Annotated in this window: 13 protein-coding genes; 12 read left to right on the top strand and 1 reads right to left on the bottom strand. The window is 72.2% G+C overall.

Annotated features, from left to right (window positions below; genetic code table 11):
• Positions 1 to 1,089, bottom strand: a complete 1,089-nt coding sequence (locus tag E3O41_RS09015; protein ID WP_067027304.1) for a polyprenyl synthetase family protein — start codon at positions 1,087 to 1,089, stop codon at positions 1 to 3.
• A 66-nt stretch (positions 1,090 to 1,155) separates the two neighbouring features.
• Here E3O41_RS09015 and E3O41_RS09010 point away from each other — a divergent pair, with 66 nt between their 5' ends.
• From E3O41_RS09010 to E3O41_RS08955, 12 genes are all read left to right on the top strand, one after another.
• The gene (locus tag E3O41_RS09010; RefSeq protein ID WP_067027302.1) at positions 1,156 to 1,548 is read left to right on the top strand and encodes a DUF3040 domain-containing protein; all 393 of its coding nucleotides are present in this window, start codon (positions 1,156 to 1,158) and stop codon (positions 1,546 to 1,548) included.
• Positions 1,549 to 1,791: 243 nt separating this feature from the next.
• Complete coding sequence (gene mraZ, locus E3O41_RS09005; protein WP_067027300.1) at positions 1,792 to 2,223, top strand: division/cell wall cluster transcriptional repressor MraZ; 432 nt, start codon at positions 1,792 to 1,794, stop codon at positions 2,221 to 2,223.
• A gap of 102 nt (positions 2,224 to 2,325) precedes the next feature.
• Positions 2,326 to 3,279 carry a 16S rRNA (cytosine(1402)-N(4))-methyltransferase RsmH gene (gene rsmH / locus E3O41_RS09000; protein ID WP_067027299.1) on the top strand — a complete coding sequence of 318 codons (954 nt, stop codon included), beginning with the start codon at positions 2,326 to 2,328 and terminating at the stop codon, positions 3,277 to 3,279.
• Positions 3,276 to 3,917, top strand: a complete 642-nt coding sequence (ftsL, locus tag E3O41_RS08995) for a cell division protein FtsL (protein WP_067027296.1) — start codon at positions 3,276 to 3,278, stop codon at positions 3,915 to 3,917. The genes rsmH and ftsL overlap by 4 nt, the downstream gene beginning before the upstream one ends.
• Positions 3,918 to 3,931: 14 nt before the next feature.
• Positions 3,932 to 5,716, top strand: coding sequence for a peptidoglycan D,D-transpeptidase FtsI family protein (locus E3O41_RS08990; RefSeq protein WP_067027295.1), 1,785 nt, complete (start codon positions 3,932 to 3,934; stop codon positions 5,714 to 5,716).
• Positions 5,717 to 5,741: 25 nt separating this feature from the next.
• Positions 5,742 to 7,154 (top strand): UDP-N-acetylmuramoyl-tripeptide--D-alanyl-D-alanine ligase, encoded by a 1,413-nt coding sequence (locus E3O41_RS08985; protein ID WP_067027413.1) that lies wholly within the window; start codon positions 5,742 to 5,744, stop codon positions 7,152 to 7,154.
• Positions 7,151 to 8,260 carry a phospho-N-acetylmuramoyl-pentapeptide-transferase gene (gene mraY / locus E3O41_RS08980; protein ID WP_067027293.1) on the top strand — a complete coding sequence of 370 codons (1,110 nt, stop codon included), beginning with the start codon at positions 7,151 to 7,153 and terminating at the stop codon, positions 8,258 to 8,260. The genes E3O41_RS08985 and mraY overlap by 4 nt, the downstream gene beginning before the upstream one ends.
• Positions 8,242 to 9,795, top strand: a complete 1,554-nt coding sequence (gene murD / locus E3O41_RS08975; RefSeq protein WP_067027291.1) for a UDP-N-acetylmuramoyl-L-alanine--D-glutamate ligase — start codon at positions 8,242 to 8,244, stop codon at positions 9,793 to 9,795. The genes mraY and murD overlap by 19 nt, the downstream gene beginning before the upstream one ends.
• On the top strand, positions 9,761 to 11,008 hold the full coding sequence (gene ftsW / locus E3O41_RS08970; RefSeq protein ID WP_067027289.1) for a putative lipid II flippase FtsW: 1,248 nt from the start codon (positions 9,761 to 9,763) through the stop codon (positions 11,006 to 11,008). The genes murD and ftsW overlap by 35 nt, the downstream gene beginning before the upstream one ends.
• Positions 11,009 to 11,036: 28 nt before the next feature.
• The gene (locus E3O41_RS08965) at positions 11,037 to 12,113 is read left to right on the top strand and encodes a UDP-N-acetylglucosamine--N-acetylmuramyl-(pentapeptide) pyrophosphoryl-undecaprenol N-acetylglucosamine transferase (protein WP_067027287.1); all 1,077 of its coding nucleotides are present in this window, start codon (positions 11,037 to 11,039) and stop codon (positions 12,111 to 12,113) included.
• Between the two features lie 67 nt (positions 12,114 to 12,180).
• Positions 12,181 to 13,584 (top strand): UDP-N-acetylmuramate--L-alanine ligase, encoded by a 1,404-nt coding sequence (gene murC / locus E3O41_RS08960; RefSeq protein WP_067027285.1) that lies wholly within the window; start codon positions 12,181 to 12,183, stop codon positions 13,582 to 13,584.
• Between the two features lie 7 nt (positions 13,585 to 13,591).
• Positions 13,592 to 14,521 (top strand): cell division protein FtsQ/DivIB, encoded by a 930-nt coding sequence (locus E3O41_RS08955; protein ID WP_067027282.1) that lies wholly within the window; start codon positions 13,592 to 13,594, stop codon positions 14,519 to 14,521.
• Positions 14,522 to 14,557: the final 36 nt, after the last annotated feature.

Below are 14,557 nucleotides of genomic sequence, written 5' to 3'. Positions count from 1 at the left end.
TCAGGCGGTGCGCTGGGTGGCGGCCCGCGCGAGATCGCGCAGGTAGGCGACCGCCGCATTGTCGAGCCGCGCGCCGCTGAGCGACTGCACGGCCTCGCGCGCGAGGCGGGCGATCGTCTGCTCGGCCCGATCGAGCGCACCGGATGACCGGATCGTCGAGGCCAGCATCGAGATCTGGGCGTCCTCGAGCGTCGGATCGCCCAGGAGCTCGTCGATCGTGCGGCGCGCCGACGCGGGCACCGCGTCGCGCGCCCACGCGATGAGCGCCGTGCGCTTGCCCTCCCGCAGATCGTCGCCGGCGGGTTTGCCGGTCTCGGCGCTGTCGCCGAACACCCCCAGCACGTCGTCGCGCAGCTGGAAGGCGAGGCCGATGCGGTGACCGAAGTCGCTGAGCGCCGCGAGCTGGTCGTCGTCGCCGCCGGCGAGCGCGGCGCCGATGAGCAGCGGGCGCTCCACGCTGTACCGCGCCGACTTCAGCGAGGCCACGCGGAGGGCGCGCTCCGCGTGCTGGGTGTCGGGGACCCGGTTCCAGGCGGACTCCTCCGCGACGTCGAGGAACTGCCCCATCGTGACCTCGCGCCGCATGAGCGCGTACTCGGCCCGCGCCGCGGCCGCGGTGGCGGGGGAGAGCGCGAGCGCCTCCTCGAGGAGGTCGTCGCTCCAGGCCACGAGCAGATCGCCGAGCAGCACCGCGCCCGATCGGCCGAACGCCGCGGCGTCGCCGGCCCAGCCGCGGTCGCGGTGCGCCGCCTCGAGCGCGCGGTGTGCCGAGGGCCGGCCGCGGCGCGTGTCGGCATTGTCGATGATGTCGTCGTGCACGAGCGCCGCGGCCTGGAAGACCTCCAGCGCACAGGCCGCGGCGAGCATCGCATCGTCGGCGGGCCGGTCGCTCGACCGATCGGCGACGGCGTGCCAGCCGGCCGCGAGGAACCGCCCGCGCAGGCGCTTTCCGCCGTGGACCGCCGCCCCGCCGTGGTCGACGATGAGGATCGCCTCGTCCCCGAACTCCGCCGCCTCGCGGCGACGCGCGGCGACGAACTTTTCCAGTCCCTGAGAGATGGCCTCGACGAGGCTGGTGGCGTCCTGCACGGGCCTAGCCTAGTGAGACGGCCCGGCGATAGACTGGGACGGAGCCACACCCACAAGGGGGATCCGATGCCTCTCTCCGAGCAGGAGCAGCGCCTTCTCGATGAGATGGAGCGCCATCTCATGCAGAACGACGCCGATGTCGTTCACGCGTCCACGGCCGGCCGACCGCTGAGCTACCGCAATCTCGTCCTCGGCGCGATCGTCGCCATCGCCGGCCTCATCGCCGTCGTGGCGGGTGTCGCGCTGTGGTCGTCGAACACCGTCCTGGGCGTCGTCATCGGCGTGGTCGGCTTCATCGCGATGATCGTCGGTGTCGTACTGGCGATCAGCCCGTCGAGCGGGCCGTCGTCGGCAGCGAGCGCGACGGGCAAGGGCGGGCGCCCGGGCGCGCCCCGATCGTCGTCCTCCTTCATGGACCGCATGAACGAGCGTTGGGATCGCCGCCAGCAGGGGCAGTGATCCTCCCGATCCCTCCACTCTTCGAAAAGCGCCGGCCGAGAGGCCGGCGCTTTCGTCGTTGAGGGCCCACCGCGCGCCATCAGCCCCCCATTTCCCTCCACCGCCGTCTTCCCTTGATTTCTCGGGGAAGGCGGCGGTTCGTCGTTCCTGGGAATGTCGTTTCTCTGCTTGTGGGTGGGGGAAAGTGGAGTAATGTGGGGCGCACCTCGGGTTGGCCGGATCGTTGAGGGGGGGTGATGGCCGATGCTGCTGGGCACTCACACACCCAAGCTCGACGACAAGGGGCGCGTCATCCTGCCTGCAAAGTTCCGCGAAGAGCTCGCCGGCGGCGTCGTCGTCACGCGCGGCCAGGAGCGCTGCCTCTACGTGTTCAGCACGGCCGAGTTCGAGCGCGTGCACGAGCGCATCCGCGAGGCGCCGCTCAGCAACAAGCAGGCCCGCGACTTCCTGCGCATGTTCCTCTCTGGCGCGAGCGCCGAGACCCCGGACGGCCAGAACCGCATTACCGTCCCGCAGCACCTGCGCCAGTACGCCGGCCTGCAGAAGGAGCTCATCGTCACCGGTGTCGGCGCCCACGCCGAGATCTGGGACGCCGAGGCCTGGAACCAGTACCTCTCCGCGAACGAGGAGAACTACTCCGAGATGGAGCAGGAGGTGATCCCGGGCCTGTTCTGATCCGAGCCCCCGGCCGTGACTCCCTGCCGCAACCTGACGCCACTTCCCCGGCGCCAGGCGGCGGAGGGGAATCAGGGTCGGGGGACACGAGGCCCCGACATCATGAACCTCCGCGACATCCACATCCCCGTCATGCTCGAGCGCTGCGTCGAGCTGCTCGCGCCCGCCCTCGACAAGCCGGGAGCCGTCTACGTCGACGGCACGCTCGGCATGGGCGGGCACGCCGAGGCCTTCCTGGAGCGCTTCCCCCAGGCGCGCCTGGTCGGCCTCGACCGCGACCCCAACGCCCTGCGGATCGCGGGCGAGCGGCTCGCGCCGTTCGCCGACCGCGTCACCCTCGTCCACACCGTGTACGACGGCATCCGCGACGCCCTCGACGCCGCAGGGATCGAGCGGGCCGATGCGATCCTGTACGACCTCGGCGTCTCGTCGCTGCAGCTGGACGAGGCCGAGCGCGGCTTCGCGTACGCGCAGGACGCGCCGCTCGACATGCGGATGGATCCCACGGGCGGCATCACGGCGGCCGACGTCCTCGCGACCTACGGCGAGGGCGACCTGCGACGCATCTTCGAGCGCTACGGCGAGGAGAAGCTCGCCGGCCGCTACGCCCGCGCCATCATCCAGGCGCGCGCGGAGGCGCCGATCGATCGGTCGGGACGGCTCGTCGACATCCTGCAGGACGCCACCCCCGCCGCGGTCAAGAACGCCGGTCACCCGGCCAAGCGCGTCTTCCAGGCGCTGCGCATCGAGGTCAACGGCGAGCTGGCAGCCCTCGAACGCGCCATCCCGGCCGCGCTCGATGCGCTCGCCGTCGGCGGGCGGATCGTCGTGCTGTCGTATCAGTCGCTCGAGGATCGCTTCGTCAAGCGCCTCTTCGCCGAGGCGACCGCGTCGACCTCGCCCCAGGGCCTGCCGGTCGAGCTGCCCGAGCACGCCGCCCGGTTCCGGCTGCTGGTGCGCGGCGCCGAGCAGGCGAGCGAGGACGAGGCCGCGCGCAATCCCCGCGCGAAGCCCGTGCGGCTGCGCGCCATCGAGAAGCTGCGGGAGGTGTCATGAGCTTCGCCGAATCCCTCACCCTGCCCGAATGGGACGAGCTGCCGCGTCGCGAGGAGCCCGCGCGCCGGCTGCGCGCCGTCGAGCGCACGCTGCCGGCCCGCCGGCCGCGGATGGCGTACGCGATCGTCGCGGTGGCCGGAGCGGTCGCGATCGCCGTGGCACAGATGGCGCTGTCGGTCCTGATCACGCAGGACAGCTACCGCGTCGCCGACCTGCAGCAGCAGCAGCGAGCGCTCACGCTCGAGGCGCAGTCGCTGCAGGACGACATCGCGGGGCTCAGCTCGCCGCAGTACCTCGCGGCCAATGCCGCAGCTCTCGGCATGGTGATCGACGCCTCGCCCACCTACCTGCGCCTGAGCGACGCCGCGATCATCGGCTCCGGTGCCGCCGCCGGCGGCTCGTCGGCGGTGGATGCCCGGGGCACGGCGCAGGTGAGCAACGCGTTGCTCGACGGCACCCCGCTCGTGACCGATCCGAACACCGCCGTGCAGGGCGAGCTCGACCGCGGCGACGCGGCGCCCACGCCCGAGAAGACCGAGTCCGCCGAGCAGGCTCCCGTGGAGCAGGCGCCCGAGCCCGAGCCCGAGCCCGTGATCCCGCCGCCCGCCGAGGGCCTGCCGAGCCCGACCACCCGCTGACACCCAGGAGCATCATGAGCAAGAGGGCAGAGCGCAGTCCCCGTCGGCGCAGCGTCGTCGCCCTCCTCGCGGTGGTCGCCGTGCTGGCGGGCTTCGTGCTGCGACTCGTCGACATCCAGGTGGTCAACGCGGGGGAGCACGTCGGCGACGCGCAGGCGATGGGCCTCGCGGGCGAGCGCGTGCTGTACGGCAACCGCGGCAGCATCGTCGACGCCGACGGCACCGTGCTCGCCAGCAGCACCCAGCTGTACGACGCGCAGATCGATCCGCTCCTGGCCACCACGATGGAGCGCAAGACCGCCGACGGCGAGGGCAAGGAGATCGTCCCGTTCGAGGACTACGCCGCCGACATCGCCAAGGTCACGGGGCAGGATCCCGACGAGCTCGTCGAGATCGTCACGGGCGCCCTCGCCGAGAACCCCGGATCCCGCTTCGCCTACCTCAAGCGCGGCATCACGACCACGCAGTACCTCGGACTCGTCGAGCTGGGCCTGCCGTTCATCACCTTCACGCCGCAGCCGTCGCGCGTCTACCCGAACGGCGCCGTGGCCGGAAACCTCGTCGGCTTCACGAGCAGCGACGGCGAGCCGCTCGCCGGCTACGAGCTGCTCGCCGACGACTGCCTCACCGGATCCAACGGCCTGGAGACCTATCAGCAGAGCCCCGACGGCGTGCGCATCCCCGGCACCGAGACGGTCGAGCCGGCCGAGGACGGCGGCACGCTGCAGCTCACGATCGACACCGACCTGCAGTGGTACCTCAGCGAGCTCATCGCCGAGGAGACCCAGCGCATGAAGGCCAAGAGCGGCACGATCACCGTGCTCGAGATCGAGACGGGCAAGATCCGCGCCGCGGCGGAGTACCCCACGGTCGACCCGAACGACGTGCAGTCGGCCGACCCCGCCGATCGCGGCTCGCGGATCTTCACGACGAGCTTCGAGCCGGGCTCGACCGGCAAGGCGCTCACCGCGGCGATGCTGCTCGACGCGGGCGTGGCCACGCCGACCTCGACCGTTCCGGCCGCGGCCCACGAGACGTTCCCCAACGGGGCCTCGATCGGCGACCCGTTCGAGCACCCCGTGTACAACTACACGCTCGCCGGAGCGCTCATCGACTCGTCGAACGTGGCGCTGTCGAAGTTCGGCGACATGCTCACCCCCGAGCAGCGGCACGACTACCTCGAGAAGTTCGGCGTGGGCGGCGGCACCGACATCGGCTTCCAGGGCGAGGCCAAGGGCGAACTGCACCCCGCCGACGAGTGGGACAACCAGACCCGCTACACGACCACCTTCGGCCAGGCGTACACGATGACCGTGCCGCAGGTGATGAGCGCCTACGCGATGATCGCCAACGGCGGCGTGAAGATGCCGCTGAGCCTCGTCGAGTCGTGCACGAAGCCGGACGGCACGGTGATCACGCCCGACCTGCCCGAGCCGCAGCAGGTGATCAGCGAGGAGGCGGCGAACGAGACCGCGCTCATGATCGAGAACGTGGCCGTGCAGGGATCGACCGCTGACCTCATCAAGGTGCCGGGCTACCGCGTCGCCGCCAAGACCGGAACCGCGCAGAAGCCCGACGAGAACGGCGGCTACAAGGCGGGCGTGTACTTCACGAGCATCGTGGGCTTCGCCCCCGCGGAGGACCCGAAGTACGTCGTCATGGTGACGCTCGACGAGCCGATGCAGGTGCGCTCGTCGGCGGCCACGGCGCCGGCACTTCAGAAGGCTCTCACCCAGGTGATGAAACACTTCCGTGTGATGCCGTCCACCGGCCAGCCCCACCTCTTCGAGAAGTATTGATGCGCGCGTGCGCGCGGAGGTTCGCATGATCGCCCTGACCTTGGCCGAGGTCGCCGCCGCCGTGAGCGGCGAGCTCCGGCTCCACGGCGCCGACACCCCCGAGACCGTCGTCTCGGGCGGCGTCGACACCGACTCCCGCAACATCGCCGCGGGCGGCGTGTTCGTCGCCAAGCCCGGAGAGGCGACCGATGGCCACCTCTTCGTCGGCAAGGCCGTCGAGAACGGCGCCGCGCTGGCGATCGTCGAGCGGCCCGTGGACGAGCCCGTGACGCAGATCGTCGTCGCGGACGCCGTGCTCGCGCTGGCCGACCTGGCGCGCGAGGTCGTCGCCCGCGTGCGGGCGCTCGGCGCGCTGCGGATCGTGGGGATCACGGGATCCAACGGCAAGACGACGACCAAGAACATGCTCGCGGCGATCCTCCGCGAGGAGGGCGAGACCGTCGCGCCCGTCGCGTCGTTCAACAACGCCGTGGGCGCGCCGCTCACCATGCTGCGCGTGACCGAGTCCACCCGCTTCCTCGTGTGCGAGTTCGGCGCCGACGCGCCGGGCCAGATCGCGCGGCTCGCCGGCCTGGTCACCCCCGACGTGGGCGTGGTGCTCATGGTCGGCATGGCCCACGCGGGCGGCTTCGGCGGCATCGAGGAGACGGTCAAGGCGAAGTCCGAGCTCGTCCGCGCGGTGCGCGAGGGCGGCGTCGCCGTGCTCAACGCCGACGACCCGCGCGTGGCCGGCATGGCGCCGATCGCCGCCGAGCGCGGCGCCAGCGTGCGCTGGTTCGGCGCCGACGCATCGGCCGACGTGCGCCGCGGCGAGGTCACCGTGAGCGCCGACGGCACCGCGACCGAGGTCACGGTCGAGGGTCGCACGCTGCCGCTGCACCTGAAGGTGCTCGGCGCCCACCACGTGTCCAACGCCCTCGCGGCGGTCGCGGCCGCGACCGCGCTCGGCGTGGCGCCCGACGCGGCCATCGAGCGCGTGGCGGCGCTCGAGCTGGCCGAGCGCTGGCGCATGCAGGTGCTCGGCAACGACCGCGTGCGCATCATCAACGACGCCTACAACGCCAGCCCCGACTCGTACCACGCCGCCCTGCGCACGCTCGCGCAGATCACCGGCCCCGATGAGCGCATGGTGGCCGTGCTCGGCGCGATGAGCGAGCTGGGCGAGTACGACAACGCCGAGCACGCGAAGGTGGCGCTGCAGGCGGTGCGGCTGCGCATCCCGCGCATCGTCGTCGTCGGCCAGGAGGCCCGCGGCCTCTACCTGTCGGTCATCGCCGAGGGATCGTGGGACAGTGAGGCCGTGTTCTTTCCCACGGCGGACGAGGCGTACGAGTACCTCATGGGCGAGCTGCGCGACGGCGATCGCGTGCTCGTGAAGTCGTCCAACGCCGCGGGGCTGAGGTTCCTGGGCGATCGTCTGGGAGAATCGTTCGCGTGAGATCACTTCTGACGGCAGCAGCGATCTCCTTCGCGTTCACGCTCCTCCTCACGCCGGTCTTCCTCCGGGCCTTCCGGCGCTGGGGATGGGCGCAGGTCATCCGCACCCCCGACGACCCCCGCAACCCCAGCCACGGCGCCAAGCGCGGCACGCCCACGATGGGCGGCGTCATCTTCATCAGCGGCACGATCCTCGGCTACCTCGTGGGCTGCTACGCGGGCAACAACCCGCCCACGGCCTCCGCACTGCTCGTCATCTGGCTCATGGTCGGCTTCGGCGTCGTCGGCTTCATCGACGACTGGCTCAAGGTCCGCAAGCAGCACTTCGGCGGTCTCGGCAGCTGGCAGAAGATCGTCGGCCAGATCCTCGTGATCATCCCCTTCGCGATCATCGCGCAGAACTTCCCCGACGACTGGGGTCAGAAACCCGGCGGGTTCGGCATCTCGTTCTTCCGCGAGATCCCGTGGCTGTCGTTCGCGATCGTCGCCCCCGTGCTGGGCTGGCTGCTGTACCTCGCGTGGCTCGCCCTGCTGGGTGTCGGCTTCTCGAACGCCACGAACATCACCGACGGCCTCGACGGGCTCGCCGCGGGCGTGGGCATCTTCGTGATGGGCGCCTACAGCCTCATCGCGTACTGGCAGTTCAACCAGGCCTGCACGGGCGAGGGCCTCGCGACCGTCGACCAGGCCGCGTGCTACACCGTGCGCGACCCGCTCGACCTGGCGATCCTCGCCGCCGCCGTCGTCGCGGGCCTCGTGGGCTACCTGTGGTGGAACGCGCCCAAGGCGCAGGTGTTCATGGGCGATGTGGGATCGATGGCCATCGGCGGCGCCGTCATGGGCATGGCGGTGCTCACGCACACCGAGCTGCTGGGCATCCTCATCGCCGGTGGCTTCATGATCGGCCCCGGCTCGGTGGTGCTGCAGCGTCTCTACTTCAAGGCGACCAAGGGCAAGCGGCTGTTCCTGATGAGCCCGCTGCACCACCACTTCGAGCTGCGCGGCTGGGCCGAGGTGACGATCGTCGTGCGGTTCTGGATCATCGCCGGCATCCTCGCCGTGATGGGAGTGGGTCTGATGTACGTCGAATGGCTGAGCCTGCTGTGACCGCCGATCGTCTGGCCTCCCTGACCAGCTGGCACGCGGACTGGAAGGGACTGCGCGTGGCCGTGCTCGGCCTCGCCGACACGGGCTTCTCCGTCGCCGACACGCTCACCGAGCTCGGCGCCGACGTGCTCGTCGTGAGCGAGGGCGCGTCGGAGGAGTATGCGAAGCTCGTGCCCGTGATCGGCGCGCGGCTGCACCTGGGCGCCCTGGACCCGGTGCCCGCCGAGCTGACGGACTTCGCGCCCGATGTCGTGATCGCCTCGCCCGGCTTCCCGCCCGCGCATCCGGTGATCCGCTGGGTGCGGGAGCGGGGCATCGCGCTGTGGGGCGACATCGAGCTCGCGTGGCGCGTGCGCGACAAGGTCGTGCGCCCCGACGGCAGCCCCGCCGAGTGGGTGCTCATCACGGGCACCAACGGCAAGACGACCACGACCCGCCTGGCCGCGACGATGCTCAAGGAGGGCGGCCTGCGCGCCGCGCCCTGCGGCAACATCGGCGTGCCGATCCTCGACGCCGTGCGCGACCCGGCCGGCTTCGACGTGCTCGTCGTCGAGCTGTCGAGCCACCAGCTCTGGTACCTGGGCCTGAGCGCGCTCGAGGGGCAGCCCGTGCCGTGGGCGTCCGTCTGCCTGAACCTCGCCGACGACCACCTCGAGTGGCACGGCTCGTTCGACGCGTATCGCGACGCCAAGGCGATCGTGTACCGCAACACCCGCGTCGCGTGCGTGTACAACAAGGCGGACGAGGCCACCATGCGCATGGTCGAGGACGCCGATGTCGTCGACGGCGCGCGCGCCATCGGCTTCGACCTCGGCGTGCCCGGACCCAGCGACCTGGGCGTCGTGGACGGGATCGTCGTCGACCGGGCGTTCCTCGAGGACCGCCGCACCTCGGCGCTGGAGCTCACGACGATCGCCGACCTCGCGGCGCGCGACCTCGCGGCGCCGCACGTGGTCGCGAACATCCTCGCCGCCGCCGCGCTGGCCCGCTCGCTCGGCACCGAGCCCGCCGCGATCCGCGACGCGCTGCGCGGCTTCCGGCTCGACCCGCATCGCATCGAGATCGTCGCGCGCGCGGGCGGGATCACCTGGGTCGACGACTCGAAGGCCACCAACCCGCACGCCACGGCCTCCTCGCTCGCGGCGTTCCCGGGCGCGATCTGGGTCGTGGGCGGGCTGCTCAAGGGCGTCGACATCACCGACCTCGTCCGCACCCGCGGGGCGCAGAGCAAGGCCGCGATCGTGATCGGCACCGACCGCACCGCGGTGCTCGAGGCGTTCCGACGACACGCGCCGGCGGTCCCGGTGTTCGAGGTGGATGACGCTCAGACTGAGGATGTCATGGCGCGGGTCGTCGAACTGGCGGCGCAGGTGGCCGGCGAGGGCGACGTGGTGCTGCTGGCACCGGCGGCGGCATCGTTCGACCAGTTCCGCAGCTACGGCGACAGGGGAGAGAAGTTCGCCCAGGCCGTGAGGGCGTGGATCGAGAGGGGGACGCGCGATGAGCACGACGATGCGTCCTCCGGCACGGACTGACGGCAGCGCGCCGCAGACCCCGCAGCGGCGGGGCCTGCTCGCCCGGGTGTCGCTGGGCGACGCGTTCGCGGCGGCACCGGTCGAGTTCCTGCTGATCGCGTCGACCGCGCTGATCCTCACCGGCTTCGGCCTGGTGATGGTGCTCTCGGCGACCTCGGCGACCTCGGTCTCCGCCGGCGGCAGCCCGTACGACGCGGCGATCCGCCACGCGATCTTCGCCGCCGTCGGCATCCCGCTGATGTTCATCGTCAGCCGCTTCCCCGTGCGCTTCCTCAAGAAGATCTCCTGGTTCGCGCTCATCGCGGCGGTATGCCTGCAGCTGCTCGTGTTCGTCCCCGGCATCGGGTACGAGTTCCAGGGCAACCGGAACTGGATCCTGATCGCCGGGTACACCCTGCAGCCGTCGGAGTTCCTCAAGCTCGCCCTCGCGCTGTGGCTGGGGTTCATCCTGTATCGCAAGCGCACGCTGCTGGCGAGCTGGTCGCACGTGTTCATCCCGCTGGTCCCGGTCTCGGCCTTCGCGATCGGCACCGTTTTGGCGGGCAAGGACCTCGGCACCGCGATGATCCTCGTGCTCATCGCACTCGGCGCGCTGTTCTTCTCGGGCGTGAAGCTGCGGATCTTCCTCCTGCCGCTGATCGGCGCCGTGGTGGCCGTCGCCGCGCTGGCCATCACGAGCCCGAACCGCATGGCGCGCATCCTCAGCTTCCTCGACTCGGAGTGCGCCGACTACTACGACACCTGCTATCAGCCGCTGCACGGCATCTGGGCGCTGGCGGAGGGCGGCATCTTCGGGCTGGGCCTGGGCAACTCCAAGCAGAAGTACGAGTGGCTGCCCGAGGCGCAGAACGACTACATCTTCGCGATCGTCGGCGAGGAGCTCGGCCTCATCGGCTGCATGGTGGTGCTCGGCCTGTTCGCGCTGTTCGCCTTCGGCGCGTTCCGGATCATCCGCCGCACCGACGATCCGTTCGTGCGGGTCGTGGCGGGCGCGATCACGATCTGGGTCGTCGGCCAGGCGATCATCAACATCGGCGTCGTGCTGCGCGTGTTCCCCGTGCTGGGCGTGCCGCTGCCGTTCCTCTCGGCGGGTGGCACCTCGCTGCTGTCGGTGCTCATGGCCACGGGCGTGCTGCTCGCGCTCGCCCGCACGCTGCCCCCCGTGTCGGCGACCATGACGCCGGTCGCTCCCGCCGAGCGCGCGCGCCGCTGATCCGACGCCCCTCTGCGAGGATGGATCGGTGACGACCTACCTCCTCGCCGGCGGCGGGACCGCCGGCCACGTGAACCCGCTGCTCGCCGTCGCCGACGGGCTGCGCGCCCGCGCCGCCGACGACACCGTGCTCGTGCTGGGCACCGCCGAGGGGCTGGAGTCGCGGCTCGTGCCCGAGCGCGGCTACGAGCTGCTGATCGTCGACAAGGTCCCCTTCCCGCGCCGCCCGAACGGCGACGCGCTGCGCTTCCCCGGCCGCTTCTCGAGGGCCGTCCGCACCGTGCGCCGCTACCTCCGCGAGCACGGCGTCGACGTCGTGCTCGGCGTGGGCGGCTACGCCTCGGCCCCGGCGTACGTGGCCGCGCGCCGCGAGCGGGTGCCGTACGTGGTGCACGAGGCCAACGCCCGGCCCGGCCTGGCGAACGTGCTCGGCGCGCGCGGCGCCGCCGGCGTGGGCGTGGCGTTCCCCGGCACCCCGCTGAACGGCGGCGAGGTCGTGGGCATGCCGCTGCGGCCCGAGATCGCGCGCCTGGATCGCGCGGCCCGGCGCGCGGAGGCGCTCGCGTCCTTCGGGCTCGACGCCGAGCGGCCGGTGCTGCTCGTGTTCGGCGGGTCGCTGGGCGCCAAGCGGATCAACGACGCGATCGGCGGCGCGTGGAGCGACATCGTCGCCGCCGGCTGGCAGATCCTGCACGCGGCCGGCGAGCGCGCCGCCGAGGTGGGCGGGGGATCGGACGGCTACGTGGTGGTGCGCTACCTCGACCGCATGGACCTCGCCTTCGCGGCCGCCGACGTCGTGCTCTCGCGGGCCGGCGCCTCGACCGTGAGCGAGATCAGCGCCCTCGGGATCCCCGCGATCTACGTGCCCTACGCCGTGGGCAACGGCGAGCAGCGCCTCAACGCGGCCGCCGACGTCGAGGCCGGCGCGGCGATCCTCATCGACGACGCCGAGCTCACGCCCGACCGCGTGCGCTCCACCGTCGTGCCGCTGCTGCGCGATCCCGAGCGGCTCGGCGCGATGCGCGCGGCGGCCGCCGGGACCGGCACCCGCGAGGGCACAGAGCACGTCATCGCGATGCTCGACCGGGCCCTCGCGCGCGGCTGACAGTCCGCCGCGTGCACGGGCGCGCCGGGCGCCCGGTGCCGGCCGCCGAACCTAGACTCGAAGGGCCATGATCAAGCCCGACCTGTCCGTGCCCATCCCGAGCGAGATCCGCGCCGTCCACTTCATCGGGATCGGCGGATCCGGCATCTCGGGTCTCGCCCGCATGTTCCTCGCCGCCGGCGTGCCCGTCTCGGGCTCCGACCGCGCCGAGAGCCAGAACACGCGCGACCTCGAGGCGCTCGGCGCGACCGTGCACATCGGGCACGACGCGGCCCACCTCGGCGATGTCGACACCGTGGTGTACACGGGCGCGATCTGGCCCGAGAACCCCGAGTTCCTCGCCGCGAAGGAGCGGGGCCTCACGCTGCTGCACCGCTCGCAGGCGCTGAAGTACCTCATCGCGGGCCGCCGCCTCGTCTCGGTCGCCGGCGCCCACGGCAAGACCACCTCGACGGGCATGATCGTCACCGGCCTGGGCCGCCTCGGCGCCGACCCGAGCTTCGTCAACGGCGGCGTGATCCAGGATCGCGGCGCCTCGAGCGACGTCGGCTCCGACGACCTGTTCGTGATCGAGGCCGACGAGTCCGACGGCACGTTCCTCCTCTACGACACGTCGATCGCCCTCATCACCAACGTCGACGCCGATCACCTCGACCACTACGGCAGCCACGAGGCCTTCGACGACGCCTTCGTCGCCTTCGCCGACCGCGCCCGCGAGGCCGTGGTCATCTCGGCCGACGACCCCGGCGCGCTGCGCGTGGGCGCCCGGCTGACGCACCCGAACGTCGTGACCTTCGGTGAGGCCGCCGACGCCGCCGTGCGCGTCGTGGACATCGTGACGGACGGGCCGGTGTCGTTCGCGATCGAGCACGCGGGCGAGCGCGCCGAGGGGCGCCTGCAGGTGCCCGGCCGCCACAACGCGATCAACGCCGCCGGCGCCGTGGCCGTGCTGCTCCAGCTCGGCTATGAGCTCGCGCCCGCGCTTCGCGCCGTCGAGGCGTTCGGGGGCACCGTGCGCCGGTTCGAACTGCACGGCACCGAGCGCGGCGTGAGCGTCTACGACGACTACGCCCACCACCCGACCGAGGTCGCCGCCGCCCTGTCGGCCGCGCGCTCGGTCGTCGGGGACGGCCGCATCATCGCGCTGCACCAGCCGCACACCTACTCGCGCACGCAGCTCATGCACGCCGAGTTCGCGCGGGTGCTCGAGGAGCTCGCCGACCACACGGTCGTGCTCGACGTGTACGGCGCCCGCGAGGACCCGATCCCCGGCGTGACCGGCCGGCTCGTGAGCGACGACTTCCGCGACCCCTCGCGCGTGCACTACGTCGCCGACTGGCAGCAGGCGGCGGAGTACACCGCCGGCGTCGCGCGCGAGGGCGACTACGTCATCACCCTCGGCTGCGGCAACGTGTACCAGATCATCCCGCAGGTGCTCGGCGCCCTGCGCGGCGAGGGCTCCGAGGACTGACGCCCGGATGAAGCGGCCCGGACCCCTCCCCGCCGCGCGGCCGACGCCGCCGTCGGCGGTCGAGCGCGATCTGCCGCTGCGCCCGCGCGACGAGCCCGACAACGTCATCCCGCTCGAGCGCGACGACGCCCCCGCGTCGGTGCCGGAGACCGTCGCCGAGCCGCGCGATCGCGGCGTGGGCTGGCGGGAGCTGTGGCGCGCGTCGGCCGCGCGGCGCCGGGCGCTGCGGGCGGAGATCCGCCGGTTCACGGCCCGTACGCGCCGCCGCCGCTGGTACTGGCTCGGGGGAGCGGCCGCCGTCGTGCTGCTCATCGGCGGCAGCGTGGGCGCGGCCTACAGCCCGCTGTTCGCGGTCGAGGAGGTGCGGATCGTGGGCGCCGAGGCGCTCGACCAGGCCGCGGTGCAGGCGGCGCTGGCGCCGCAGGTCGGCACCCCGCTGCCTCTCGTCGACCACGACGCGGTGGAGGACGCCCTCCTCGAGTTCCCCCTCATCGAGACCTACACGATCGAGGCGCGCCCGCCGCACGAGCTCGTGATCCGCATCGTCGAGCGCACGCCCGTGGGCGTGATCCAGACCGACGCCGGCTTCACGGTGGTCGATGCCGCCGGCGTCGCCCTCTCGACGACGCCGGAGCAGCCCGAGGGGCAGCCGGTCATCACCGTCGAGAGCGGGCCGTCCTCTCCCGCGTTCGCGGCGGTCGGGCAGGTGCTGCGCTCGCTGCCGCAGAGCCTGCACGACCAGGTGTCGGCGGCATCCGCGGCGAGCCCGCAGGACGTCCACCTCACCCTCGGCGCCACGGGCACCGAGGTCGTGTGGGGCACCGCCGAGCAGTCCGCGATGAAGGCGCTCGTGCTCGAGAAGGCGATGATCGCGCAGCCGCCCTCGGGCGTCTCGGTCTACGACGTGTCGTCGCCGTCGGCGGTCGTCTTCCGCTGAGGCCGGTCGCACCGGTTCGATCGGATTCGTCGAGGG

Source organism: Microbacterium sediminis, from assembly GCF_004564075.1.
GTDB classification, from domain to species: domain Bacteria; phylum Actinomycetota; class Actinomycetes; order Actinomycetales; family Microbacteriaceae; genus Microbacterium; species Microbacterium sediminis.
The sequence above is the reverse complement of the archived record's forward strand: the minus strand, read 5'-3'. Positions and strand labels throughout refer to the sequence as shown.